Origin of the sequence: Pseudomonas helmanticensis (genome assembly GCF_900182985.1) — a bacterium.
GTDB lineage: Bacteria > Pseudomonadota > Gammaproteobacteria > Pseudomonadales > Pseudomonadaceae > Aquipseudomonas > Aquipseudomonas helmanticensis.
This window is the reverse complement of sequence record NZ_FXUY01000001.1, coordinates 4,259,836-4,285,716: the sequence shown is the minus strand read 5'-3', so window position 1 is coordinate 4,285,716 and position 25,881 is coordinate 4,259,836. Positions and strand designations below refer to the sequence as shown.

25 protein-coding genes are annotated in these 25,881 nt (G+C 60.2%); 12 read left to right on the top strand and 13 right to left on the bottom strand.

The genetic code is table 11. The features are described 5' to 3' along the window. The first annotated feature begins 3 nt into the window (after positions 1–3). The gene (gene yihA / locus QOL84_RS19070; protein WP_008081236.1) at positions 4–648 is read left to right on the top strand and encodes a ribosome biogenesis GTP-binding protein YihA/YsxC; all 645 of its coding nucleotides are present in this window, start codon (positions 4–6) and stop codon (positions 646–648) included. A gap of 424 nt (positions 649–1,072) precedes the next feature. Here yihA and polA read toward each other — a convergent pair whose 3' ends face one another. Then, positions 1,073–3,877 (bottom strand): DNA polymerase I, encoded by a 2,805-nt coding sequence (gene polA / locus QOL84_RS19065; RefSeq protein WP_283438193.1) that lies wholly within the window; start codon positions 3,875–3,877, stop codon positions 1,073–1,075. A gap of 74 nt (positions 3,878–3,951) precedes the next feature. Here polA and QOL84_RS19060 point away from each other — a divergent pair, with 74 nt between their 5' ends. Together QOL84_RS19060 and QOL84_RS19055 are read left to right on the top strand one after the other, a co-directional pair. After that, a complete protein-coding gene (locus tag QOL84_RS19060) occupies positions 3,952–4,248 on the top strand; it encodes a DUF2782 domain-containing protein (RefSeq protein WP_008081231.1) in 297 nt (98 codons plus the stop codon). 61 nt (positions 4,249–4,309) lie between these two features. Beyond that, positions 4,310–5,263, top strand: a complete 954-nt coding sequence (locus tag QOL84_RS19055; protein ID WP_283438192.1) for a homoserine kinase — start codon at positions 4,310–4,312, stop codon at positions 5,261–5,263. 97 nt (positions 5,264–5,360) lie between these two features. On the opposite strand, the gene QOL84_RS19050 is transcribed toward QOL84_RS19055, so the two are convergent. Continuing rightward, positions 5,361–6,281 (bottom strand): zinc ABC transporter substrate-binding protein, encoded by a 921-nt coding sequence (locus tag QOL84_RS19050; RefSeq protein WP_283438191.1) that lies wholly within the window; start codon positions 6,279–6,281, stop codon positions 5,361–5,363. Between the two features lie 66 nt (positions 6,282–6,347). Between QOL84_RS19050 and QOL84_RS19045 the strand changes: the two genes are divergently transcribed. From QOL84_RS19045 to QOL84_RS19030, 4 genes are read left to right on the top strand one after another with little or no spacing between them, the layout of a single operon-like run. Beyond that, positions 6,348–6,830, top strand: coding sequence for a Fur family transcriptional regulator (locus QOL84_RS19045; RefSeq protein WP_007911760.1), 483 nt, complete (start codon positions 6,348–6,350; stop codon positions 6,828–6,830). Beyond that, positions 6,830–7,615: a zinc ABC transporter ATP-binding protein ZnuC gene (znuC, locus tag QOL84_RS19040; RefSeq protein ID WP_007911759.1), complete on the top strand. Its 786-nt coding sequence runs from the start codon at positions 6,830–6,832 to the stop codon at positions 7,613–7,615. Before QOL84_RS19045 ends, znuC begins: the two co-directional genes overlap by 1 nt. Beyond that, positions 7,608–8,396 (top strand): zinc ABC transporter permease subunit ZnuB, encoded by a 789-nt coding sequence (znuB, locus tag QOL84_RS19035; RefSeq protein ID WP_283438190.1) that lies wholly within the window; start codon positions 7,608–7,610, stop codon positions 8,394–8,396. Before znuC ends, znuB begins: the two co-directional genes overlap by 8 nt. 37 nt (positions 8,397–8,433) lie before the next feature. Continuing rightward, on the top strand, positions 8,434–9,147 hold the full coding sequence (locus tag QOL84_RS19030; protein WP_283438189.1) for a PA5502 family lipoprotein: 714 nt from the start codon (positions 8,434–8,436) through the stop codon (positions 9,145–9,147). Positions 9,148–9,230: 83 nt separating this feature from the next. Here the strand turns inward: QOL84_RS19030 and katE are convergent, their stop codons facing one another. Next, positions 9,231–11,372: a catalase HPII gene (gene katE / locus QOL84_RS19025; RefSeq protein ID WP_283438668.1), complete on the bottom strand. Its 2,142-nt coding sequence runs from the start codon at positions 11,370–11,372 to the stop codon at positions 9,231–9,233. A gap of 260 nt (positions 11,373–11,632) precedes the next feature. Between katE and QOL84_RS19020 the strand changes: the two genes are divergently transcribed. The 3 genes from QOL84_RS19020 (at position 11,633) to QOL84_RS19010 (ending at position 14,161) form a co-directional block, all read left to right on the top strand. Continuing rightward, complete coding sequence (locus QOL84_RS19020) at positions 11,633–12,640, top strand: methionine ABC transporter ATP-binding protein (protein ID WP_129387105.1); 1,008 nt, start codon at positions 11,633–11,635, stop codon at positions 12,638–12,640. Beyond that, entirely contained in the window at positions 12,640–13,314 is a 675-nt protein-coding gene (locus QOL84_RS19015; RefSeq protein ID WP_129387108.1) for a methionine ABC transporter permease, read from the top strand. Before QOL84_RS19020 ends, QOL84_RS19015 begins: the two co-directional genes overlap by 1 nt. A 76-nt stretch (positions 13,315–13,390) precedes the next feature. Continuing rightward, positions 13,391–14,161, top strand: a complete 771-nt coding sequence (locus QOL84_RS19010) for a MetQ/NlpA family ABC transporter substrate-binding protein (RefSeq protein ID WP_129387111.1) — start codon at positions 13,391–13,393, stop codon at positions 14,159–14,161. Between the two features lie 251 nt (positions 14,162–14,412). Here QOL84_RS19010 and QOL84_RS19005 read toward each other — a convergent pair whose 3' ends face one another. Genes QOL84_RS19005 through QOL84_RS18985 form a run of 5 tightly spaced genes read right to left on the bottom strand, consistent with a single transcriptional unit; the run spans position 14,413 to position 18,321 of the window. Beyond that, complete coding sequence (locus tag QOL84_RS19005; RefSeq protein WP_283438188.1) at positions 14,413–15,048, bottom strand: SCO family protein; 636 nt, start codon at positions 15,046–15,048, stop codon at positions 14,413–14,415. After that, on the bottom strand, positions 15,045–15,944 hold the full coding sequence (gene cyoE / locus QOL84_RS19000) for a heme o synthase (RefSeq protein ID WP_283438187.1): 900 nt from the start codon (positions 15,942–15,944) through the stop codon (positions 15,045–15,047). Before cyoE ends, QOL84_RS19005 begins: the two co-directional genes overlap by 4 nt. Beyond that, positions 15,932–17,011, bottom strand: coding sequence for a COX15/CtaA family protein (locus tag QOL84_RS18995; protein WP_283438186.1), 1,080 nt, complete (start codon positions 17,009–17,011; stop codon positions 15,932–15,934). The genes cyoE and QOL84_RS18995 overlap by 13 nt, the downstream gene beginning before the upstream one ends. A 10-nt stretch (positions 17,012–17,021) precedes the next feature. Next, entirely contained in the window at positions 17,022–17,615 is a 594-nt protein-coding gene (locus QOL84_RS18990; protein ID WP_283438185.1) for a hypothetical protein, read from the bottom strand. Further along, positions 17,581–18,321, bottom strand: a complete 741-nt coding sequence (locus QOL84_RS18985) for an SURF1 family protein (RefSeq protein ID WP_283438184.1) — start codon at positions 18,319–18,321, stop codon at positions 17,581–17,583. The genes QOL84_RS18990 and QOL84_RS18985 overlap by 35 nt, the downstream gene beginning before the upstream one ends. 71 nt (positions 18,322–18,392) lie before the next feature. Between QOL84_RS18985 and QOL84_RS18980 the strand changes: the two genes are divergently transcribed. Further along, a complete protein-coding gene (locus QOL84_RS18980) occupies positions 18,393–18,596 on the top strand; it encodes a twin transmembrane helix small protein (protein ID WP_127925322.1) in 204 nt (67 codons plus the stop codon). 9 nt (positions 18,597–18,605) lie between these two features. Here the strand turns inward: QOL84_RS18980 and QOL84_RS18975 are convergent, their stop codons facing one another. The 4 genes from QOL84_RS18975 to coxB form a co-directional block, all read right to left on the bottom strand. Beyond that, the gene (locus QOL84_RS18975) at positions 18,606–19,493 is read right to left on the bottom strand and encodes a cytochrome c oxidase subunit 3 (protein WP_129387129.1); all 888 of its coding nucleotides are present in this window, start codon (positions 19,491–19,493) and stop codon (positions 18,606–18,608) included. A 25-nt stretch (positions 19,494–19,518) separates the two neighbouring features. Further along, positions 19,519–20,070 carry a cytochrome c oxidase assembly protein gene (locus QOL84_RS18970; protein WP_064116612.1) on the bottom strand — a complete coding sequence of 184 codons (552 nt, stop codon included), beginning with the start codon at positions 20,068–20,070 and terminating at the stop codon, positions 19,519–19,521. Between the two features lie 261 nt (positions 20,071–20,331). Next, positions 20,332–21,918 carry a cytochrome c oxidase subunit I gene (gene ctaD / locus QOL84_RS18965; RefSeq protein WP_129387135.1) on the bottom strand — a complete coding sequence of 529 codons (1,587 nt, stop codon included), beginning with the start codon at positions 21,916–21,918 and terminating at the stop codon, positions 20,332–20,334. Positions 21,919–22,000: 82 nt separating this feature from the next. Continuing rightward, positions 22,001–23,131 (bottom strand): cytochrome c oxidase subunit II, encoded by a 1,131-nt coding sequence (gene coxB, locus QOL84_RS18960; protein WP_283438183.1) that lies wholly within the window; start codon positions 23,129–23,131, stop codon positions 22,001–22,003. Positions 23,132–23,500: 369 nt separating this feature from the next. On the opposite strand from coxB, the gene QOL84_RS18955 reads away from it, so the two are divergent. Beyond that, positions 23,501–24,151, top strand: a complete 651-nt coding sequence (locus QOL84_RS18955) for a hypothetical protein (RefSeq protein ID WP_250605512.1) — start codon at positions 23,501–23,503, stop codon at positions 24,149–24,151. Positions 24,152–24,274: 123 nt separating this feature from the next. Here QOL84_RS18955 and QOL84_RS18950 read toward each other — a convergent pair whose 3' ends face one another. Continuing rightward, a complete protein-coding gene (locus QOL84_RS18950; protein WP_283438182.1) occupies positions 24,275–25,801 on the bottom strand; it encodes a SulP family inorganic anion transporter in 1,527 nt (508 codons plus the stop codon). Positions 25,802–25,881: the final 80 nt, after the last annotated feature.

Genomic DNA, 25,881 nt, shown 5'->3' with positions numbered 1-25,881 from the left:
CCCATGCAACTCAAGAATCCCATCCTCGGCCTGTGCCAACAGTCCACGTTCATGCTCAGTGCCGCCAAAGTCGATCAATGCCCTGACGACGAAGGCTTCGAAGTGGCGTTTGCCGGCCGTTCCAACGCCGGCAAATCCAGCGCGCTGAACACTTTGACTCACGCCAGCCTTGCGCGAACCTCGAAAACCCCGGGTCGCACACAGCTGTTGAACTTCTTCAAGCTAGACGAAGATCGTCGTCTGGTCGACCTGCCGGGCTACGGTTACGCAAAAGTACCGATCCCGCTGAAGATGCACTGGCAGCGTCACCTTGAGGCTTACCTCGGTGGCCGCGAGAGTTTGAAGGGTTTGATTTTGATGATGGACATCCGTCATCCAATGACTGACTTCGACCTGTTGATGCTCGACTGGGCCGTTGCGGCCGGCATGCCGATGCACATCCTGCTGACCAAGGCCGACAAACTCACCTACGGCGCAGCCAAGAACACTCTGCTCAAAGTGCAGTCGGAAATTCGCAAGGGTTGGGGCGACCTGGTCACCATCCAGCTCTTCTCCGCGCCAAAACGCATGGGCCTGGAAGAGGCCTACACTGTACTGGCCGGCTGGATGGAACTGGCAGACAAAGGCGCCGAGGCGGCAGCCGAGTAAGTCGGGATATGGAAATTTGTTTGTAGTGTGTTCAGGCAAGGCGAAAGGGCAGTGAAAAGCGGCCGGGGTCGCGCTCGACTTTAGGGAACCTAAATGAGCATTTGAGCTGTGCTTTCAACGCAGCATGAACGCGCTACAGACAAATTTTGGGCAAAAAAAGCCCCGGATTTCATTGGGGAGGGAGAAATTCCGGGGTTCAAGTTCCGAACCGCTAGGGCGGGGTTCAGATATCTGCCAACACTTAACACAACATAGGAGCATTGAAGGGCTTCACCAGCCATTCAGTAACTCTGAGTAGTTTCCTTCCAGATTAGTTCAGATTTTTTTCAAAAAGCTTTGGAATAATCCCAAGCGCTTTTCGAAATAAGCAGGTTCTACCGGTGCTGCCGCGACGCCATGTCGCGGCAAACCGTGTTTAAAAGTTTCAGTGAGCCTCATCCCAATTGTTGCCCACACCCACTTCGACCAGCAGCGGCACATCCAGTTTCGCCGCTTCGCTCATGTGCAGGCGAATCTCGGCACTGACCTGCTCGACCAGATCCTCGCGAACCTCGAGCACCAGTTCATCGTGCACCTGCAGGATGACTTTGGCGTCCAGCCCGGACGTCGCCAGCCAGTTATCCACCGCGACCATGGCTTTTTTGATGATGTCGGCAGCCGTGCCCTGCATCGGCGCGTTGATCGCCGTGCGCTCGGCGGCAGCGCGTTCCTGCGGCTTGTTGGAGTTGATCTCCGGCAAATACAGGCGACGCCCGAAGAACGTCTCGACATAACCCTGATCCGCCGCCTGCGCGCGGGTGCGATCCATGTACTCGCGAACCCCCGGATAACGGGCGAAGTAGGTATCGATGTAAGCCTTGGCGGTCTTGGTGTCGACGCCGATGTCTTTGCCGAGCTTCTGCGCGCCCATGCCGTAGATCAGGCCGAAGTTGATCGCCTTGGCGCCACGGCGCTGATCGGAAGTCACTTCATTGAGCTCGACCTTGAACACTTCGGCAGCAGTCGCGGTGTGCACGTCCAGATTGTTGCGGAAGGCATTCATCAGGCCTTCGTCCTTGGACAGGTGCGCCATGATCCGCAACTCGATCTGCGAATAGTCCGCTGCCAGCAGTTTGTAGCCCTTTGGCGCGACGAACGCCTGGCGGATACGACGACCTTCAGCGGTACGCACCGGGATGTTCTGCAGGTTCGGATCACTGGAGGACAAGCGGCCGGTCGACGCCACGGCCTGATGATACGAAGTGTGGATACGCCCGGTACGCGGGTTGATCTGCTCCGGCAGGCGATCGGTGTAAGTGCTTTTCAGCTTGCTCATCGAGCGGTGCTCCATCAGCACCTTCGGCAAGCGGTGATCGTCCTCAGCGAGTTTCGCCAACACTTCTTCAGCAGTGGACGGCTGGCCCTTGGCAGTCTTCTTCAGCACCGGCAGACCAAGTTTCTCGTAGAGAATCACGCCCAGTTGCTTCGGCGAGCCAAGGTTGAATTCTTCCCCGGCGATCTCGAACGCTTCGCGCTCCAGCGCAACCATTTTGTTGCCCAGCTCGATGCTCTGGATGCCGAGCAGCTCAGCATCGACAAACGCACCTTGGCGCTCGATGCGCGCCAGTACCGGCACCAGCGGAATCTCGATGTCGGTCAAAACGCTGGCCAGACTCGGAATGGCGCTGAGTTTTTCGAACAGCGTCTGGTGCAGACGCAGGGTGATGTCGGCGTCTTCGGCGGCATACGGGCCGGCCTGCTCTAGCGCGATCTGGTCGAAGGTCAACTGCTTGGCGCCTTTGCCGGCGATGTCCTGGAAGCTCACGGTGGTGTGATCCAGGTACTTCTGCGCGAGGCTGTCCATGTCGTGGCGGGTGGCGGTGGAGTTGAGTACGTAGGACTCAAGCATCGTGTCGAAGGCGATACCGCGCACGGTAATGCCTTGGCTCTGATCGCCGCCGATGGCGCAGTTGGCGAGAATATTCATGTCGAACTTGGCGTGCTGGCCGACCTTGAGCTTGCTCGGGTCTTCGAGAATCGGCTTGAGCGCGCGCAGCACGGTGTCGCGATCCAGTTGCTCCGGCACGCCGATGTAGGAGTGGGTCAGCGGAATGTACGCGGCCTCGTTGGCCTGCACGGCGAACGACAGGCCGACCAGTTGCGCCTGCTGTGCATCGATGCCGGTGGTTTCGGTGTCGAAGGCGAACAGCTTGGCGTTGCTGAGTTTTTCCAGCCAGACATCGAAACGTGCCTGATCGAGGATGGTTTCGTACGCCGCTTCGGTCGGAGCAGCGGGAGTTTCGATATCTGGCGCGCTGAACAGATCGCCGGCCGGTGCAGGCTCGCTGGCCGCGCTCAATTCCAGGCGTTTGGCGTCGCGATCCAGATCATTGATCCAGCTTTTGAATTCCAGCAGCGAGTACAACTCGTAGAGCTTGGCCGGGTCTTCCGCGCCCATCTGCAAATCATCGAGTTCGACGTCCAGCGGCACGTCGATCTTGATGGTCGCCAGTTGATAGGAGAGGAATGCCATCTCCTTGTGCTCTTCGAGCTTGGCCGGCAGGGTTTTCGCCCCGCGAATCGGCAGGGTCGGGACGATGTCGAGATTGGCGTACAGCTCGGTCAAGCCGCCGTTGACGCCCACCAGCAGGCCGGAAGCGGTCTTCGGGCCGATGCCCGGAACGCCCGGAATGTTGTCGGACGAATCGCCCATCAGCGCCAGATAATCGATGATCTGCTCCGGTGCGACGCCGAATTTCTCCTTTACGCCTTCCACGTCCATCGAACTACCGGACATGGTGTTGACCAAGGTAATGTGGCCGTCGACCAGTTGCGCCATGTCCTTGTCGCCGGTGGAGATGATCACCGGGCGATCCGCCGCTGCGCTGCTGCGGGCGAGGGTGCCGATCACGTCGTCGGCCTCGACGCCTTCCACGCACAGCAGCGGGAAACCGAGGGCAATCACGCTCTGGTGCAGCGGCTCGATCTGCACGCGCATGTCGTCGGGCATGCTTGGGCGATTGGCTTTGTATTCGGCGTACATCTCATCGCGAAATGTCCCGCCCTTGGCGTCGAACACCACGGCGAACGGGCTGTCCGGGTACTGCTTGCGCAGACTCTTGAGCATGTTCAGCACGCCTTTGACCGCACCGGTCGGCAGGCCTTTGGAAGTAGTCAGTGGTGGCAGCGCGTGAAACGCGCGGTACAGGTAAGACGAACCGTCCACCAGGACGAGGGGGGCTTGGCTCATGAGCAGGATCAACCTTTTCGGCGGGTCCGGCGCTAGAATAGCGGGACCGTTGACGACAAAGGGACAAGGTTATCATGCGTACGTTAAATCGCTTGCTGCTGGTCGGTCTGATTGCTGCCTCACCGTTGGCCGCGATGGCGGCGGATGATGCGCCCGCCTCGGAGCCGGAAGTTACGATCAACACGCACACGGAAGGCGACAAGGTCATCCAGGAATACAGTCGCAGTGGCTTCGTCTATGCGATCAAGGTCACGCCGAAGGGTGGCAAACCGTATTTCCTGGTGCGCGCCGATGGTACGGACGCGAACTACATTCGCTCCGACCAGCCGGATATGCTGATTCCGTCGTGGGAAATCTTTACCTGGAAGTAAGATTCCCGACTTTTAATCGGCGTCGCCTGAGCGCGACGCCTGAACTGAGCAGTTTTTAACCATGTCTGTGTTCACTCCCCTGGCTCGGCCCGAGCTGGAAACCTTTCTCGCCCCTTACGGGCTTGGCCGCCTGCTTGATTTCCAGGGGATCGCCGCCGGCAGCGAAAACACCAACTTCTTTATCAGCCTGGAGCAGGGCGAGTTCGTCCTGACCCTGGTCGAGCGCGGGCCGGTGCAGGAGATGCCGTTCTTCATCGACCTGCTCGACGTGCTCCACGAAGCCGATCTGCCGGTGCCTTACGCACTGCGCACCACCGACGGCGTGGCGTTGCGTGATCTGAAAGGCAAACCGGCACTGCTGCAACCGCGCCTGTCCGGCAAGCACATCAAGGTCGCCAATGCTCAGCATTGCGCGCAGGTCGGCGAGTTGCAGGCGCATCTGCATCTGGCGACCCACGGCGAGCGCATGATCAAGCGCAAGACTGATCGTGGCCTCGACTGGATGCTGGAAGAGGGCACGGCGTTTCTTTCGCACCTGAGCGATGAGCCGCGTGCCTTGCTGCAAAAGGCGCTGGACGAAATCACCGAGCGCAAGGAGAAGATTCTCGCGCTGCCTCGGGCCAACATCCATGCCGACCTGTTTCGCGATAACGCGATGTTCGAAGGCACGCACCTGACCGGGCTGATCGACTTCTACAACGCCTGCTCGGGGCCGATGCTGTATGACGTGGCGATTGCCTTGAACGACTGGTGTTCGGACGAGGATGGTTTGATCGATGGGCCGCGCGCGCGCGCGTTTCTCGGCGCCTATGCGGCGCTGCGGCCGTTCACGGCGGCGGAGGCTGAGTTGTGGCCAACGATGTTGCGTGTGGCCTGTGTGCGGTTCTGGCTGTCGCGGTTGATCGCGGCGGAGCAGTTTGCCGGGCAGGATGTGTTGATTCACGATCCGCGGGAGTTTGAACAGCGGTTGGCGCAGCGGCAGCAGGTCAATACACCGCTACCTTTCGCCCTTTAAGATCAAAAGATCGCAGCCTCCGGCAGCTCCTACATGGGATCACCTGTAGGAGCTGCCGAAGGCTCGGGCCGCGTTCGGACGATCTTTTTCTATGGGATTACAACGATTCCAGGCACCCGGCCAGATCGTTACCCAACTTCTCCAACACTTGCTCATAACCCTGAGCTGTCGCCGGGGTGTACCCGCCCAACGCATCCAGTTCCGCCAGTTTCACCGGCAGCCCGGCCACCAAAGTCTCGGCCAGACGCGGGCGTAACGGAGGCTCGCTGAACACACACGTCTTGCCCACTTCCTGCAACCGCTTGCGCATCGCCGCGACATGCTGCGCGCCCGGCTGCACTTCAGCGGCCACGCTGAACACCCCGGTGTGCTTCAAGCCATAAGCCTCTTCAAAATAATCAAACGCCTCGTGAAAGACGAAGTACGGCTTGCCTTCAACACTGGCCAGACGCTGCTTCAAACGCTGATCCAGTGCATCCAGACGCTGATCAAACGCCTTGGCGTTGCTCTGATAGCGTTCGGCATTGGCCGGGTCGGCAGCGCTGAGGTCTGCGGCCATCTTGTCGGCAATCACCCGCGCATTCACCGGCGATAGCCACAAGTGTGCATCCAGCGTGCCCGGGCGGTGGTCGTGATCATGTTCGTCGGCGTCTTCGGCGTGGGAGTGGCTGTCTTCAGCGAAACGACGCAGCTTCATCCCCGGCAGATCCTGCACGGCGATGCTCGGCAGCGTCCGACCGTTGAGCACGCGCGGCAGAAAGCCTTCCATGTCCGGGCCGATCCAGTAGAGCAGATCCACCGACTGCACCTTCCGTACGTCGGATGGCCGCAGCGCGTAATTGTGCGGCGAGGCGCCTGGCGGCAGCAGCACTTCGGGAATCGCCACGCCGTCCTGCACGGCCGCTGCAATCAGCTGCAACGGTTTGATGCTGGTGAGGACTTTGACCTCGGCCTGGGCCGAACCGATCAGCAGGAAACTGGCGACAAAAGCCACAAAAACAGAAAAAAGTCGGGACACGATGACCACTCAAGGAGGCGAGAACGGGTAACATAATAACGTCTCTATCAAAACTCGTCGCCGCCCATGCCTATTACACCGATTGCCAGCCGTCCCCACGACCACTCTCATTGCGTGCACAGCGCTTTGTCCGAGGCCGATACCTTGTGCGCCCAGAAAGGCTTGCGCCTGACCGCGTTGCGCCGCCGGGTGCTGGAACTGGTGTGGCAGAGCCACAAGCCGCTGGGCGCCTACGACATTCTCGCGGTGCTGAGCGAGCAGGATGGCCGTCGCGCTGCGCCGCCAACCGTGTACCGCGCGCTGGATTTCCTCTTGGAAAACGGCCTGGTGCACCGCATCTCCTCGCTCAACGCCTTCGTCGGCTGCGTACACCCTGAACACGCGCATCAGGGCCAGTTCCTGATCTGCCGCGATTGCCACGCTGCCATCGAGCTTGAGCAAAAAGTGATCAGCGACGCGATCATCAACAGCGCCAAAGACGTTGGCTTCATCGTCGAAGCGCAGACCGTCGAAGTCGTCGGCCTGTGCTCCGGTTGCCAGGGGGCTTGATGAGCAATGCGCTGATCCGTCTGGAGCAGGTCGCCGTCACGTTTGCCGGGCAGGCTGTGCTGGACAACATCGAGCTGAGCGTTGAGCCGGGGCAGATCGTCACCCTGATCGGCCCCAACGGCGCCGGCAAGACCACGCTGGTGCGCGCCGTGCTTGGCTTGCTCAAGCCGGACAGCGGCAGCGTCTGGCGCAAGCCGAAACTGCGCGTCGGCTACATGCCGCAAAAACTCCACGTTGATCCAACGTTGCCGCTTTCGGTGCTGCGCTTTCTGCGACTGGTACCGGGCGTTGATCGTCCGCGTGCGTTGGCGGCATTGAAAGAAGTTGGCGCCGAACACGTCATCGACAGCCCGGTGCAAAGCGTTTCCGGCGGTGAAATGCAGCGCGTACTGCTCGCTCGGGCATTGCTGCGCGAGCCGGAATTGCTGGTACTCGACGAGCCGGTGCAAGGCGTCGACGTCGCCGGCCAGGCCGAGCTGTACAGCCTGATCACCCGTCTGCGCGATCGCCATGGTTGCGGCGTGTTGATGGTGTCCCACGATTTGCATCTGGTGATGAGCACCACCGATCAGGTGGTCTGCCTCAACCGTCACGTCTGCTGCTCCGGGCATCCCGAGCAGGTCAGCGGCGATCCGGCGTTTGTCGAACTGTTCGGCAAGAACGCGCAGAGCCTGGCGGTTTATCACCACCATCACGACCACGCCCACGACCTGCACGGTTCGGTGGTCAAAGGGCCGGTTATTGGCCAACCTCACGTTCATGGAGACAACTGCAAGCATGGCTGATTTTCTGTTGTATGCCCTGCTTGCAGGTCTGGCGCTGGCACTGGTGGCCGGGCCGCTCGGTTCGTTTGTGGTCTGGCGACGCATGGCTTACTTCGGCGATACCTTGTCCCACGCGGCGCTGCTTGGTGTGGCGCTGGGCTTTTTGCTGGATGTCAGCCCGACCGTTGCGGTCACCGTAGGCTGCCTGCTGCTGGCGGTGCTTTTGGTGACCCTGCAACAGCGCCAACCGCTGGCGTCTGACACGCTGTTGGGAATTCTCGCACCGAGCACGCTCTCTCTCGGCCTGGTGGTACTAAGCTTCATGCATGAAGTGCGGATCGACCTCATGGCTTATCTGTTCGGCGACCTGCTGGCGATCAGCCCGACCGACCTGGCGTGGATCCTCGGCGGCAGCGCGGCGGTGCTGGTGTTGCTGGTGACGCTGTGGCGGCCATTGCTGGCGATCACCGTGCATGAAGAGTTGGCCAAGGTCGAAGGCCTGCCGGTCGCGGGCCTGCGCATGGCACTTATGCTGTTGATTGCGGTGGTGATCGCGGTGGCGATGAAAATCGTCGGTGTGTTGCTGATTACTTCGCTGCTGATCATTCCGGCAGCTGCGGCACAGCGTCACGCCCGTTCGCCGGAGCAGATGGCGGTGGGCGCGAGCCTGCTGGGCATGCTCGCCGTGTTCGGCGGGCTGGCGCTGTCCTGGTTCAAGGACACCCCGGCCGGGCCGTCAATCGTTGTGACGGCGGCCGCACTGTTTCTGTTGAGTTTTGTTCTGCCCCGTCGTGGGGTGTAGACTTGGCCGCTTTTTGCGCAAATAGAGAGTCGCAGGAATGAAGCCGTTCGCCTCCCGTTATCTGCTCCTTGTCGCATTTTCAGTGCTGCTGGGCGCCTGCCAAAGCACGCCGCCGGAGGCCCAAGCCCCCGATGCGCGAGCTACGGCCATCGCACAGCTGGAGCAAAGTCTGGCCAGCAGCGAACTGGCCACTGCCGAAGACCAATTGGCTGCTTTGCAGAAAGACACCCCAAACGACCAATCCCTTGAGCAATACCAGCGGCAGCTTGCCGAAGCGTATCTGCGCCGCAGCCAGATTGTGTTGCAGAAGGGAGATGTGAATGCGGCCGCCACTGCATTGAGCCGCGCCCGTGCGCTGATGCCGAAAGCCCCGGCGCTGACCGGTGGCGTTAACGGTGCCATTACCGAAGCGCGCAAGGCTGAGCTGGAAAAGGCTGAAGCGGCGCTGCTGGCAGCCGAAGCCAAGCCCAAAGCCAAGGTGATCGATCCGACTGCCGAGAGCACCACGGTCGCGCTGAACATCACCGATAGCCGCAAACTTCGCCGGCAATTGGATGCCATCGCCGCCGATGTGGTGAATTATGAGTGTGGGGTGACCATTCAGGCGCCACGCACGAATGATTATCCATGGTTGGCGACGTTGCTGACCAAGCGGGTGAAGAAGCTCAATCCGGATTTTGATCTGCAGATTGACAAGCAAATCGTGCGTACGGTGGCGGCACAGATGGTGTTGAGTCCGCGTAAACCGTAAAAAAGATCGCAGCCTGCGGCAGCTCCTACATGGGATTCAGGTACACCCTGTAGGAGCTGCCGAAGGCTGCGATCTTTTGCTTTTTAAGCCGGAATGGCTTTCGCCTTAGGCTCGCGATCCCAAACCCGGTGCTGCCCGATCGCCGCAAAGAACGGTTTGGTCAACGCCGCCACGTCCTTGCCCTGCAGCAATCCAGCATCCGCTTCCAGTTTCAGCAGGTCCTGCAACTGCTTCGCCTCGCCCTGCAACGCAATCGCCTTCAAATGCTTGTACGCCTCCAGCAGGTAATGCAACGCCACGCCGTTGCCGCTCAACGCCTTGACCGACGCCGCGCCACCCGGCACAAACACCGCATCGAAAATCACCGACGGCATGCCTTCCATCGATGCATCGACAGGCAACATTTTGCCGTCCGCAGTTTTCACCGGCGCTGAAGTTGGGCCGAGCAACTTGGCATGCGCACCCTCAGCGGCCAATGCCTTCTTCATTGCATCAATCGCCGCACCATCGACGCCGTTAGCGGCAAGAATCGCCACTTTTCGCGTCTTGATGTTCTCCGGCAAAAGATTTGCCTGGCTCAATGCTGGCGAATGATCGAAAGATACTTTGCGCACATCCACCGTACCTTTGCTCGGCGCCGGCAGACCCAGATTAGCCGCCACACGCTTGGCCAGTTCCAGATCGATGTTGGCCAGAATCTCATTCACCTCACGCGCCCGAATGTGCTCGCGCTCAACCTTGCCCAGCTCGAAGCTGTAAGCAGAGATGATGTGTTCCTGCTCATGCTTGCTCATGCTCTTGAAGAACAATGTCGCCTGAGAGAAGTGATCGCTGAACGACTCGCTGCGCTGGCGAATCTTGTTGGCGTCGATGCGCTCTGGATAACTCTCGAACCCACCGTCCTGCGCGGCCGGCGGCGTTTCTTTTGGCCAGCCGCCATCAATCGAGTTCGGCTCATAAGAAGCGCGACCCTTGTCGATCACCGTGCGGTGCTGCGCATCGCGCTGGCCATTATGGAATGGCGCCACCGGACGGTTGATCGGCAGCTCATGAAAATTCGGCCCGCCAAGTCGGCTGATTTGCGTATCGGTGTAGGAAAACAGCCGACCTTGCAGCAGCGGGTCATTGGAGAAGTCGATGCCCGGCACGATGTGGCCGGGGCAGAACGCGACCTGCTCGGTCTCGGCAAAGAAGTTGTCCGGGTTGCGGTTCAACGTCATTTTGCCCAGCGGCGTGATCGGCACGATTTCTTCGGGGATCAACTTGGTCGGGTCGAGGATGTCGAAATCGAAGTCGTGCTCGTTTTCCTCCTCGATGATCTGTACGCCGAGTTCCCATTCCGGGTAATCGCCCATCTCGATCGCTTCCCAGAGGTCGCGACGGTGGTAGTCGGTGTCTTTACCGGCGAGCTTCTGCGCCTCGTCCCACACCAGCGAGCAAGTACCGGCGGTAGGGCGCCAGTGGAATTTGACGAAGCGTGATTTGCCTTCGGCGTTGATTAACCTGAAGGTGTGCACGCCGAAGCCTTGCATGCTGCGCAGGCTTTTCGGGATCGCCCGGTCGGACATCGCCCAGATGACCATGTGCGCCGACTCCGGCACCAGGGACACAAAGTCCCAGAACGTATCGTGGGCCGAGCCGCCGGTAGGAATTTCATTGTGCGGCTCGGGTTTTACCGCGTGGACGAAATCGGGAAACTTGATCGCGTCCTGAATGAAAAACACCGGCATGTTGTTGCCGACCAGGTCGAAGTTGCCTTCATCGGTGAAGAACTTCACCGCGAAACCACGCACGTCGCGTACGGTGTCGCCAGAACCACGCGGGCCCTGCACCGTGGAAAAGCGCACGAACACCGGGGTCTTTTTTCCCGGATCCTGTAGGAAACCGGCCTTGGTCAGCGTCGAATGGTTCTCGTAGGCCTGAAAGAAACCATGCGCGCCAGTGCCGCGTGCGTGGACGATGCGCTCCGGAATCCGCTCATGGTCAAAATGCGTGATCTTTTCTCGCATGATGAAGTCTTCAAGCAGCGACGGCCCGCGCGGGCCGGCCTTCAGGGTGTTCTGGTTGTCAGCAATCTTGACGCCCTGATTGGTGCGCAGGGCTTGGCCAGTGGCGTCGGAGCGGAACTTCTCCAGGCTGTCGAGTTTGGCGTTGGTGTTGGCTCGATCCGGGGCATCGGTTCCGGCCATTTGGCTTTTGTCGGACGTAGGCTTCTTGCTCATCAGTCGTAAACTCCTCGGTTGACCCCGATGCTTGCCGGGGACTCTTGAGTGGTTCCCGGGCACGGCACCCAGGGTTTTCAAGTCGCTTACTTAGTGACTGATGGGCTGCTTTGGACGTTCCTTTTTTATGACCTTTGATCTTGTTATTGCCAAATCGATGGTTAATTGAGAAATAAATGCTAAGAACCTCTATACGGACAGGCTAAAATGCGCGCCCGGCTAACCGCTGATCCTTTTCTAACGCGCCCCACAAGGTTCGCTACGTGATCGAGTTTCAAAACGTCCACAAGACTTACCGCGTCGCCGGTAAGGATATTCCCGCGCTGCACCCGACCAGTCTCTCTATCGAGAACGGGCAGGTGTTCGGCCTGATAGGCCATTCCGGCGCGGGCAAAAGTACCCTGCTGCGCCTGATCAATCGCCTGGAAAACTCCAGCGGCGGCAAGATCATCGTCGACGGCGAAGAAGTCACCGCGCTGGACGCCAACGGCCTGCGCCGTTTCCGCCAGCAAGTCGGGATGATCTTCCAGCATTTCAACCTGCTCGCCTCCAAGACCGTGGCCGACAACGTGGCGTTGCCGCTGACCCTGGCGGGCGAATTGTCGAGCAGCGACATCGACAAGCGTGTAGCCGAGTTGCTGGCGCGGGTTGGTCTGTCCGACCACGCCAAGAAGTATCCGGCGCAGTTGTCTGGTGGCCAGAAGCAGCGCGTCGGCATTGCCCGCGCCCTGGCGACCAAGCCGAAGATTCTGCTCTGCGACGAGGCCACCAGTGCCCTCGACCCGCAGACCACCGCGTCGGTCCTGCAACTGCTGGCCGAGATCAACCGCGAACTGAAGCTGACCATCGTCCTCATCACCCACGAGATGGATGTGATCCGTCGCGTCTGTGATCAAGTGGCGGTGATGGACGCTGGCGTGATTGTCGAGCAAGGTTCGGTGGCCGATGTGTTCCTGCATCCGAAGCACCCGACCACCAAGCGTTTCGTCCAGGAAAGCGAGCAGGTCGACGAGAGCGAGCAGCGTGATGACTTCGCTCACGTGCCGGGCCGCATCGTGCGTCTGACCTTCCAGGGCGAAGCGACCTACGCGCCGTTGCTCGGTACCGTCGCCCGCGAAACCGGCGTCGACTACAGCATCCTCGCCGGTCGCATCGACCGCATCAAAGACATTCCGTACGGGCAATTGACCCTCGCCGTCACCGGTGGCGACATGGAAGCGGCCTTCGCCCGCTTCACCGCCGCTGACGTTCACATGGAGGTATTGCGCTAATGGAAGACCTGATCAGTTTCTTCACCAATATCGACTGGTACGAAATCTGGCTGGCCACCGGCGACACGATGCTGATGCTCGGCGGTTCGCTGCTGTTCACCGTGTTGCTCGGCCTGCCGCTGGGCGTGTTGCTGTTCCTCTGCAGCCCGCGTCAGTTGCTGGAAAACCGTGGCCTCTACGCGTTCATGTCGTTGGCGGTGAACATCCTGCGTTCGCTGCCGTTCATTATTCTGTTGATCGTGATGATCCCGTTCACCGTGCTGATCACCGGCACGTCGCTGGGCGTGGCCGGTGCGATTCCGCCGTTGGTGGTCGGCGCGACGCCGTTCTTCGCGCGTCTGGTGGAAACCGCGCTGCGTGAAGTTGATCGCGGCATCATTGAAGCGACCCAGTCGATGGGTGCTACCACGCGGCAGATCATCGTCAACGCCTTGCTGCCAGAGGCTCGCCCGGGCATCTTCGCAGCGATTACGGTGACCGCGATTACCCTGGTGTCCTACACGGCAATGGCCGGTGTGGTCGGCGCCGGTGGTCTGGGTGACCTGGCCATCCGCTTCGGCTACCAGCGTTTCCAGACCGACGTGATGATCGTCACCGTGGTGTTGCTGTTGATTCTGGTGCAAGTGCTGCAAATGGTGGGCGACCGTTTGGTCGTGCATTTCTCGCGCAAATAAACCGGTTTTGTAAGAAGACATGAGCCGGCCATTCGCTGGCAGGCGCCAGACGGGCGCCTCAAAAGGAGTTAGCTGAATGAAAAAACTGATCGCTGCTATTGCTGCCGTTGCAGCATTCTCGGCCCACGCCGAAACCCTCACCGTTGCCGCCACTCCAGTGCCGCACGCAGAAATCCTCGAGTTCGTGAAGCCGGCACTGGCCAAAGAAGGCGTGGATCTGAAGGTCAAGGTCTTCACCGACTACGTTCAGCCGAACGTACAGGTCGCGGAAAAGCGCCTGGACGCCAACTTCTTCCAGCACCAGCCGTACCTCGATGAGTTCAACAAGGCCAAGGGCACCAACCTTGTCGCCGTGACCGGTGTGCACCTGGAGCCGCTGGGCGCTTACTCGAGCAAACTGAAGAACATCAATGATCTGCCAAGCGGCGCCAATGTGGTGATTCCGAACGACGCTACCAACGGCGGCCGTGCGCTGTTGCTGCTGGCCAAGGCTGGCGTGATCACCCTGAAGGATCCGACCAACATCCTGTCGACCGTCAAAGACATCGCGCAGAACCCGAAAGACCTGAAGATCCGTGAACTGGAAGCCGCGACCATCCCGCGCGTGCTGACCCAGGTCGATCTGGCGCTGATCAACACCAACTACGCGCTGGAAGCCAAGCTCGATCCGTCCAAGGATGCGCTGGTGATTGAAGGTAACGACTCGCCGTACGTGAACATCCTCGTGTCCCGCCCGGACAACAAGGACAGCGACGCGATGCAGAAACTGGCTGCGGCCCTGCACAGCCCGGAGGTGAAGAAATTCATCACCGAGAAGTACAAAGGCGCGGTATTGCCGGCGTTCTGATTTAGATTGTTGCAACGAAAAGGGGACGCCGCGAGCGTCCCCTTTTTTATGTCTGGTGTTTGGCTTTGGAACTGTTGTGAAGCTGCCCCTCACCCCAGCCCTCTCCCGAGGGAGAGGGGGCCGATCTTCAAGCTTTTCGAGCCTGAGTTCGACTCACAATTGCAGGTCGGCGCAACTCGAAAAAACACCTCGGTCAGTCCCCTCTTCCTCCGGGAGAGGGTTAGGGTGAGGGGCTCTTGGCTTTTGACCCGTCACTTGCGATTAAGCATCACCGGCAACTGCGCAACCAATTTGGCATTATTCAACGGCGCACGGATAAACCCCCGCTGCGTGCCATCCGGCGCGATCACCGCGAGATTGCCGCTATGGTCGACGGTGTAATTCGGCTTACTGGTATCCGCCGGAATAAACGGAATACTCACCGCGTTCGCCACCTTCTGCAGTTCTTCGATCGAAGTCGGCGTCAGGCCGATGAACTGCGGATCAAAGTAGCCCAGGTACTGCTTCAACTGTTTCGGGTTATCGCGGTTCGGGTCAACGCTGACCAGCACGATCTGCAACTTGTCCACAGCGTCCTTGGGCAATTCACTCTTGATCTGCCGCAGCTGCGCCAGCGTTGTCGGGCATATGTCCGGGCAGAAGGTGTAGCCGAAGAACAACAGGCTCCATTTACCTTTCAGATCATTGATCGCCACCGGTTTGCCGTCCTGATCGGTCATCGTCACGTCCGGCAGGTTGCGGCTCTGCGGCAGCAGGATGATGCCGGCGTCGATCAGCGCAGTCGGGTCGCCCTGGCCCTTGCCGCTCAGCACTTTGTTGACGGTCAGGCCGAGGATCAGCGCGATCACGGCGACGAGGATGAAGACGGTTTTCTGGGTTCGAGTCATAGGTTCAACAGTAAGTAGTGGTCTACGAGCAGGGCGATGAACAGCAGGAACAAGTAATAAATAGAGTACTTGAAGGTGTTGATCGCCGCGTGCGGCCGAGTGCCACGGTACAGCACCACGGCCCATTGCAGAAACCTTGCGCCGAGGGCGAGGGCGCAAATCAGGTAGAGCACGCCGCTCATGTGGATCACGTACGGCAGCAGACTCACCGCCAGCAGTGCGAAGGTGTACAGCAGAATGTGCACTTTGGTGTAGTGCTCGCCGTGGGTGACCGGCAGCATCGGGATGTCGGCCTTGGCGTATTCCTCCTTGCGATGAATCGCCAGCGCCCAGAAGTGCGGTGGCGTCCAGGCGAAGATGATCAGCACCAGCAACAACGGTTCGGCGCTGACGTGGCCGGTGGCGGCGGTCCAGCCGAGCAGCGGCGGGGCGGCGCCGGCGAGGCCACCGATGACGATGTTCTGCGGCGTCGCGCGTTTGAGGAAACCGGTGTAGATCACCGCGTAACCGAGCAGCGAAGCAAGCGTTAGCCATGCCGTCAGCGGATTGGTGAAAGTCAGCAACAAGGCCTGACCGAGCAAGGCCAACACCAGCGCAAAGGTCAGCGCCGCCGCCGGTGAAACCCGGCCCTCGGCCAGCGGCCGTTTGTGCGTGCGCGCCATCACCGCATCAATGCGCCGATCCACCACATGATTGACCGCCGCCGCACCACCAGCGCACAACGCAATCCCCAGATTGCCGAACACCAGCACCGTCCACGGCACGCCGGCGCGGGTCGCGAGAAACATGCCGACCAGCGAGGTGATCAGCATCAGCACCACGACTTTCGGTTTGGTCAGCTCCAGATAATCACGCCAGATCGCCTGATGCGGACGTTCGCCAATCAGAATCGCCACGGCGTTTCTCCTTTTATTGTGATGGGCGCTGCCGCGTGTTTGCGCGGGCTCAGGCGCCAGCGCGCAAGCACTGGTTGCTTGACCCGGACCAGACTGGTGCGCGCGTGATAGTTGACCAGCACCATCGTCAGCAACAGCACCGCACCGCCAGCGTTATGCGCCACCGCCACCGGCAGTGGCAGATGGAAAAGTACGTTGCTGATGCCGAGGGTAATTTGTGCGGCGAGGGCGATCACCACCAGGCCGGCCAGCCGCGTCATGCCGACCACTTTCAATTGCCATGCGAGGCCGAGCAACACCAACGTCACCAGCAGCGCGCCGATACGGTGGGTCAGGTGAATCGCCGTGCGCGCGTCGCTATCCAGTTGCCCGCCGAGATAATTCGGGCCGATGTGTTGAGTCAGATGAAACCCATTGGCGAAATCCGCCGGCGGCAGCCATTGCCCATGGCAGGTCGGGAAGTCGATACACGCCACCGCTGCGTAGTTGGAACTGACCCAGCCACCCAGCGCGATCTGACCAATCACCAACAACAATCCTGCCGTCGCCCAATACTGCAAACGCTTGGGCACCGTCAGCGCCGGCAGCACGCCGGACAATCGCAAGGTCAGCAAGAACAGCAGACTCAAGGTCGCAAACCCGCCGAGTAAATGCCCGGTGACCACCTGCGGCCAAAGCTTGAGCGTCACCGTCCACATGCCGAACGCCGCTTGCGCGAACACCACCGCCAGCAGAAACAGCGGCAGTTTCAACGGCTGCCCCGGATGACGCCGATTGACCCACGCGCGCCCGGCCAGAATCGAAATGAGCAGGCCGAGGGTGCCGGCAAAATAGCGATGGATCATCTCGTTCCAGCCCTTGTGCGCCACCACTGGCGAGTCGGGGTAATGCAGCTCGGCATGGGCCAGTTGCGCTTCGCTTTTCGGCACGCTGATAAAACCGTAGCAGCCCGGCCAGTCCGGACAACCGAGGCCGGCGTGTGTCAGGCGCGTATAAGCGCCGAGCAGCACCACAATCAGCGCCAGCAGGGTGGCAAACAGCGCGAGGCGAAATCCAGGTTTGGCCATGACGATGCCCTTATCCGATGTTCGACAGTTTCAGCAGGTGACGCAGGTCGTTGAGCAGATCCTTGCCTTTCACATTCGGCTCGTAACGCAGCACGAGATTGCCGTGCGGGTCGATGATCCACAGCTGCGGCGTGGCTTTGTCGCCGGTGGCCTTGCTGAAAACGCTGGCGTCCAGCGGATAGCGTTGCAGTTGCGGATATTCGCGGGTCAGCTTGTCCGCGTAATCAGCGCTGAGCGGTTGCGCGACGGCGAGCGCATGACTGGCGCGACCGGCATCGCGGCCCAGACCGACCTGGATCTGCCGCGCCAGATACACCAGTTGCTGGCAATCGACCGCGCAATCCTTCGGCGCAGTGACCAGCATCTGCCAGCGCTCTTCATCGGCTTGCACGCCGAGGTCGGCGCGGGTCTGGCCGTTGCCGATCAGTTCGCCGTGATAGCTGCGACCTTCCGGCACCCAGAACTGCAATTTGTACATGCCGGTGGCGAGCACCATCGGGCCGATCACGCCAAGCAGGATCAGCAGCAACTGAATGCGTCCGCGCCGACGGCTGGCGGCAGGTTTCGCCTCAGACATGCTGGGTGGATTCATGGCCGTTCCCATGGTGTTTCTCCTTTGCGTTGTGCAAGCCCAAATAGACGTAGAGGCCGAGCAGGGCCGTGGCCATGGCGAACCACTGCACGGCGTAACCGAGGTGTTTTTCCGGGCCCATGGCAACCACCGGCCAATCGGCCTCGTAGCTGGTCGGGCCGGGTTCGGCGCGTAATTCGTAGGCAAAGCCGTCACGATCGAGGGTTTGCCACAGCTTGGCGGGTTCGACGGCGGTGATGGTTTGCGGCCAGGTGCTGCTGACCGGATCGGCGTGGAGTTGGAAAGTGGCGCCGGGGGCGACGTAGACCCAGGCGTCGACATTCAACGCCTCTGTGGGCGTGGTGAATTGCGGCGGCACGCGGCGATCCGGCCACGGTAACCAGCCGCGATTGACCAGCAGCCACAGACCGGTGCGTTGATCCTGAAACGGTTGCAGCAGCTCGACGCCGACCTTGCCGTTACGCTGGCGGTTATCCAGCAACAGACTGTGCGCGGCATCGAACTGGCCGTGCAGATGCACACGGCGATAAGCCGGGTCGGCGCTATTAAGGAGTTCGGTGCTGGCCATCGGTTCAGCGGCGCGGCGTTCGGCGTAACTGGCGAGCAGGGCGGTTTTCTCCGCGCCCCGGCTCAGTTGCCAGAAGCCCAAAGACACCAGCAGCGGCAGCAACAGCGCCACCACCACGGTCGGAATCACGCCCGGACGAAAACGCTTCATGGCTGCGCCACAAAGTCAGTCGTTGCGCTCGCTATACTCAACTGCATCGCCTGTCCCCCGGAGTTCTTCCCATGCTCAAAACAGCGATCGTCCTGATGCTGATTGCCACGGTGATCAGCCTGTTCAGCGGCCTGTTTTTCCTGGTCAAGGACGACAGCAGTTCCAATCGCCTGGTCATCGCCTTGAGTGTTCGGGTGGCATTGGCCGCTGTCACCGTCGGCTTGATCGCCTGGGGCTTTTACAGCGGCCAATTGGTGTCGCATGCGCCTTGGTAGTGCGGATCCTCAGAGTACGTAAACGAAGATGAACAAGCCGATCCACACGACGTCGACGAAGTGCCAATACCAGCTCGCTGCTTCGAAGCCGAACTGGTGTTCGGCGTCGAAATGGCCCTTCATGATCCGCATCAGCATCACAAACAGAATGATCGTGCCGATGGTCACGTGGGCGCCGTGGAAACCGGTGAGCATGAAGAACGTCGCGCCATAGATGCCCGAACCGAGGGTCAGCCCCAGTTCGTGATAAGCGTGCATGTATTCCTCAGCCTGCAAGGCCAGGAAGCAGCAGCCCAGCAACACGGTGATCGCCAGCCAGATTTTCAGCGCGCCGCGATGGCCTTTCTTCAGTGCATGGTGGGCGATGGTGATGGTCACGCTGGAGCTGACCAGCAGGATCGTGTTGATCAGCGGCAAGCCCCACGGGCTGATGACTTCTTTCGGCGGCGGGAACAGTTTCGGATCCGGCGTGTGCAGCAGCGGCCAGGTGAACTGGAAGTTCGGCCAGAGCATATGCGCGATGCCTTTCGGCCCTTCGCCACCGAGCGCCGGGCCGGAGATGTGCCGCACGTAAAACAGCGCGCCGAAGAAGGCGACGAAGAACATCACCTCGGAGAAGATGAACCAACTCATGCCCCAGCGAAACGAGCGGTCCAGCTGCGGGCTGTAGAGTCCCGCGCGGCTTTCCTTGATCACCGCCCCGAACCAGCCGAACAGCATGTACGCCAGCAACAGGCCACCGACGAAAAAGATGTACGGGCCGTGGGATTCCGGGCGCGCCGCCTTCAGATCATTGAACCAGGTGGCGAGGCCGTACACGGTGATGGCCATGCCGAAGGTCGCAATGATCGGCCATTTGCTTTGCGGCGGAACGTAATAATGCTCATGAGTTGCCATTTATTGTTCTCCTTATCGGGCACGCTCAACCGCCAGTGTTTACAGCCACCGGCGGATGTCGGGCAGTGATATCGAACAGCGTGTAGGACAGCGTCAGGTGCTTCACATCCTTGGGCATGTCGCGGTCAACAATGAAGCGCACCGGCATCTCGATCTGCTGACCGGGCTGCAGCACCTGCTGGGTAAAGCAAAAGCATTCGGTCTTGTGGAAATACGCCGCGGCGTTGCTCGGCGCGATGCTCGGCACGGCTTGCGCACTCATCGGTTTGTCGGTGGGGTTGCGCGCGATGAAGATCATCTCGTTGACTGCGCCGGGGTTGGCGGTGAGTTCGTCATGCTTGGGATAGAAATCCCATGGCATGTCGACGTTGTTGGTCGACAGAAACTGCACGCGCACCTGGCGCGAAGTGTCGACCACTTGCTCACCCTCGTACTGCCCGGCGGTCTTGCCGTTGATGCCGAAGGCTTTGCACATCACGTCGTAGATCGGCACCAGGGCAAAACCGAAAACAAACATCGCCAGCACCACCCCTAGGAGGCGGGTGACCAGTTTCTTCATCGAAATCGAGTCAGCCATGGCTTCCACCCTCCACCGGTGACGCGTTTGTGGCGAGGGGATTTAGCGAAACGTCGCACCGCCCCGTTGGGTTGCGCAGCAGCCCTGAATCCAGCGCACACGGTTTGCCTGATAAATCTCGATTGCAGATTTTGGGGCTGCTGCGCAGCCCAACGGGGATAAATCCCCTCGCCACGGGGGCTCTATGTGCATCCAAAGAAGATTTGTGAGCATCCACCGGGGATCTGTGCCTCTGCACCAATTTCACAAAAGGCCGGGTGTTCATTTCACTTCCGGCGGTGTGGTGAAGGTGTGGTACGGCGCCGGGGACGGCACGCTCCACTCCAGACCTTCCGCGCCATCCCACGGTTTGGCCGGTGCTGGCGGGCCGCCGCGAATGGTCTTGATGACGATGAACAGGAAGAAAATCTGCGTCGCACCAAACATGAACGCGCCAATCGACGAGACCATGTTGAAGTCGGCGAACTGCAGGTTGTAGTCCGGAATCCGTCGCGGCATCCCCGCAAGACCGACGAAGTGCATCGGGAAGAAGGTCAGGTTCATGCCGACGAACGACAGCCAGAAGTGCAGCTTGCCGAGGGTTTCGTCGTACATGTGGCCGGTCCATTTCGGCAGCCAGTAATAGGTTGAGGCGAAGATCCCGAAGATCGCCCCCGGCACCAGCACGTAATGGAAGTGCGCGACCACGAAGTAGGTGTCCTGGTACTGGAAGTCCGCCGGGGCGATGGCCAGCATCAGCCCGGAGAAACCGCCGATGGAGAACAGGATCACGAACGCCACGGCAAACAGCATCGGCGTCTCGAAGGTCAGCGAGCCTTGCCACATGGTGCTGGCCCAGTTGAACACCTTCACCCCGGTCGGCACCGCGATCAGCAGCGTCGCGTACATGAAGAACAGCTCGCCCACCAGCGGAATGCCGACCACGAACATGTGGTGCGCCCAGACAATGAACGACAGGAACGCGATGCTCGCCGTCGCGTAGACCATCGAGGTGTAGCCGAACAGCGGCTTGCGCGAGAAGGTCGGGATGATCGAGCTGACGGCGCCGAAGGCCGGCAGGATCATGATGTACACCTCGGGATGGCCGAAGAACCAGAACACATGCTGGAACAACACCGGGTCACCGCCACCGGCAGCACTGAAGAAACTGGTGCCGAAGTGGATGTCCATCAACATCATCGTCACGCAGCCGGCCAGCACCGGCATCACTGCGATCAGCAGGAATGCGGTGATCAGCCAGGTCCAGACGAACAGCGGCATTTTCATCAGCGTCATGCCGGGGGCACGCAGGTTGAGGATGGTGGCGATCACGTTGATCGCGCCCATGATCGAACTGATCCCCATCAAGTGGATGGCGAAGATGAAGTAGGTAACGCTTTCCGGCGCGTACGTCGTCGACAGCGGTGCATAGAACGTCCAACCGAAGTTCGGCCCGCCACCGGGCATGAACAGGGTCGACACCAGAATCAGGAATGCCGCCGGCAACAGCCAGAAGCTGAAGTTGTTCATCCGGGGCAGGGCCATGTCCGGCGCGCCGATCATCAACGGGATCATCCAGTTGGCGAGGCCGACGAAGGCCGGCATCACCGCGCCGAAAACCATCACCAGACCGTGCATGGTGGTCATCTGGTTGAAGAACGCCGGCTCGACGATTTGCAGCCCTGGCTGGAACAGTTCGGCGCGAATCACCATCGCGAACGTACCGCCAAGCAGGAACATGCAGAACGCAAACCACAGGTACAGCGTGCCGATGTCCTTGTGGTTGGTGGTCAGCACCCAGCGCATCAGGCCTTTGGCGGGACCGTGGGCGTGGTCGGCATGACCGTGGTCATCGATTACAGCGCTCATGGCCGGTCTCCTTTACGTGAACAGGCGGGGTGGCTCGCGGCAGTGAGCCGCGAACCGTGGCGGGTAGATGCGATAGGCCGGCTCATTTGTCCCCCGCCTGTTTCATCTCCAGCACTTCTTTTGGCGTGACCATGTCGCCCTTGTTGTTGCCCCAGGCGTTACGTTCGTAGGTCACCACCGCTGCGATATCGACTTCCGACAGCTGCTTGCCGAACGCCGCCATGGCCGTGCCCGGTTTGCCGAAGACCACGCGATGCAGGTGATCGGCCTTGCTGCCTTTCATGATCAGTTCCGAGCCCTTGAGCGCCGGGAACATCGGCGGCAGGCCCTGACCTTCCGCCTGGTGACAGGACACGCAGGTGGTGTGATAGATCTTGTCGCCGCGTTCCTTGAGTTCGTCGAGCGTCCAGTCCTTGCTGGTCAGCTCTTTGAGTTGCGCGGCTTCGGCTTTACGGTCAGCGAGCCACTTGTCGTAGTCGGCCTTCTCCTTGACCTCGACCACGATCGGCATGAAGCCGTGATCCTTGCCGCACAGTTCGGCGCACTGGCCACGGTAAATGCCGGGCTTGTCGATGCGCGTCCACGCCTCGTTGACGAACCCCGGGATCGCATCGCGCTTGACCGCGAAGGCCGGCACCCACCAAGAGTGGATGACGTCGGCGGAGGTCACCAGAAAGCGCACCTTGGCCCCGGTCGGCAGCACCAACGGCTTGTCGACTTCGAGCAAGTAATGCTCGCCCTTGGTTTCCTTGTTGTGGATCTGCTCGGCGGGGGTGGCCAGGTTGCTGAAGAACTCGACGTCCTGGCCCAGGTACTTGTAGTGCCACTTCCACTGATAACCGGTGATCTGGATATCGATATCCGGCTCACTGGTGTCGTACATCCTGATCAGGGTGGCGGTCGCCGGCACGGCCATCGCCACCAGAATCAGGAAAGGTACGATGGTCCAGAGAATCTCGACGGTGGTGCTTTCGTGGAATTTTGCGGCGACCTGCCCGGTAGAACGGCGGTGCACCATCATCGACCAGAACATGGCGCCGAAGACGATGATCCCGATCACCACACATATCCAGAAAATGGTCATGTGCAGGTCGAATACTGCGTGACTGATTTCAGTCGCTCCAGGCGCCATATTCACAGTCCATGCGGCGTGTGCCGGACTGAAAATCGACCACAACAGGAGGCCCATCCAGACGTGTGGATGTCGCATCATTGCGGGTTCCCCTTATCGTTCTTGTTATCCCGCCGGCTTTCGCCTGCGGCAAGGGAGCGGCTGCATCAGACTACGAACTTGAATCGCCGGGCCTTGCTGCGGGTGCAGTCGGGCGTCATCAGCTAACTCCATTCACTGGCGAGTATAGACAGCGACTGAGAATTGCAATGTGCCGACGTAAATCATCTGAAACAGCGGGTGCTTGCATTCGAGGGCACGAATGGAGAAGGATGCAGACGAGTGGTGGCAAATCGATATAACGCAGGTGCATCAAGGATGAAATAATTATGACAAATGCGTCTTAGCATTTTTCGTAAGCCAGCTAAGTTATGTCTTCCCTATTTCATTGCCTTGTTTCCTGGAGTTTTCATGAACACCGCCGCATTGCGCGAGCAGATCCAAAAAGCCCAACAACACGAAAAAGACACCGGCCTGCTGACTCGTCAGCTGGAAAGCAAGCTGCCTCATTTACACCCGGCCATTCAATTGCCGGAAGCCGACGCCCAAGGCGTGCTGACGCGTTTTGTCGCCGCCTATATCGATGAAGTGCCTGACCTGCTGGACGCAGCCAATGAAGTCGCCAGGGAAGCGGGAATCGAATCGCAGATCAAACCGGTGCTGAAAATCGCCGAGCAGTATTTCCTCCAGCCTCCCGCCATCATGGCAGGGCACGTTGGCCTGGACAGCCTGCTCGACGAAGCCTATCTGGCGCACCGTTTTGTCGAAGAGGTCAACGACCTGTACATCAAGCATTTCGGCCAGCCACTGATCCCCTTGGACATGACGGTCGCCAACTTGATTGCTCACCAATTGATCGGTGAGGAATTTGCCAACCAACTGGACGAAGCGGTGCATCACGCGATCGACGAGATGCTCAACGACGAGAGTTTTGCGCTGGAGTCGGTAGAAGCCTACCGCGACAAACTCAGCAGCCCGGACACCGGCGCGGCGTGGAAACGCTGGCCGTGCATGGGCCGCCGACTGGGCGTGGGCCTGGAACTCGACCAGCCTGCCGCCTGAGTTCACACGATCCAATGTAGGAGCTGCCGCAGGCTGCGATCTTTTGATCTTGATTGTTAAAAACAACATCAAAAGATCGCAGCCTGCGGCAGCTCCTACAGGGGTTGAGTTCAACCGGGAGATTTAGCCGGCTGCACCGATGCCTGTTGTTGTGCGAATCCGTCCCTCAAGCCTGCGCTTCAACCCACGCGACTCGATCAACAGCTTCGAGCCCTTCGCCGCATTCGCCCGGCCCCACTCTTCCAGCAACTCCAGACACGAATGGTCGATGTAGCTCAGATTGTTGAGCGGCACATGCACCGTCGTGCCCGCCGCAATACTGCCCAGCACCTGGGTCAGCGCCGGCACCTTGAGGAAGGTCGCCGCGCCGACCAGACGCAGCTCCATCTCACCGTCCTGCGGCAGATCGATCAGGCTGATCTTCAAGCGCGAAGCCTTGAACGCCAGCTTCAACATCGTCAGACCGAAACCGATCAATACACCGGTCAGCAGGTCAGTGAAGATGATTGCCAGCGCTGTCGCCACATAGGTGAACATCGGCATCCGCCCATAGCGACTCAGACCGCGAAAGGCTTTCAGGTCGACCAGTTTGAATCCGGTATAGACCAGCACGCCCGCCAGGCTCGCCACCGGAATGCTTTGCAGCACGCTCGACAGCAACAGCACAAACGCCAGCAGCCACAGGCCATGGAAGATCGTCGAGTAACGCGTGGTCGCGCCGGCCTGAACGTTGGCCGAACTGCGCACGATCACCCCGGTCATCGGCAGCGCGCCGACCAGACCGCAGAGCATGTTGCCGACACCTTGCGCCGACAGTTCGCGGTCGAAGTCCGACCGTACGCCGTTGTGCATGCGATCCACCGCAGCGGCGGACAACAGGGTTTCGGCGCTGGCGATAAACGCCACCGCGAACGCCGCGATCAACAGCGTCGGGTCAGCCAGACTGAGCAAGTCCGCAGGCTTCAGCCAATCAATAGCTTCCGCCAGATTCGCCGGCACCTCGACGCGTTTCACCTGCAACGCCAGCAACAGACTCGCCCCGGTCGCCAGCCCGACACCGAGCAATGCACCGGGAACGAAGCGCAGCGAATGCGGGCGAAACTTCTCCCACAGCCACATCACAGCAATCGTCGACAGCCCAAGCAGACCCGCCTGCCAGCCGAACGACGGCAAGGCCTGTGCCACTGCTGCCGGGAATGCCGTGAGGTTATCCAGCCCTGAAGGTTTAGGCGACGCATCCAGCATCACATGCACCTGCGACAGCACGATCAACACGCCGATCCCCGCCAGCATCCCGTAGACCACCGCTGGCGCCGTGACCCGAAACCAGCAACCCAGTTTCAATCGGCCGGCGACCAGTTGCAGAAAACCGGCAAGTAACAGAATTGGCCCAAGCATCTCGATGCCGTGCTGGCGCACCAGCTCGAACACCAACACCGCCAGACCCGCCGCCGGCCCACTGACCTGCAACGGCGAACCCGCCAGCCAACCGACCACCAGACCCCCGATGATCCCGGTGATCAGGCCCTTGGCCGGCGGCAACCCTGACGCAATCGCAATACCCATGCACAGCGGCAGGGCGACCAGAAACACAACCACTGAAGCGAGCAACTCCCGTGGCAACACCGCTTTCAATTGAGCCGCACGCATGGCGATTCTCCCGAAGTTTTCTTCAGGCATGGCTTCGCCGAACCGCTGAAACAGCGGCCGGCGTCAAACCACACAGATTT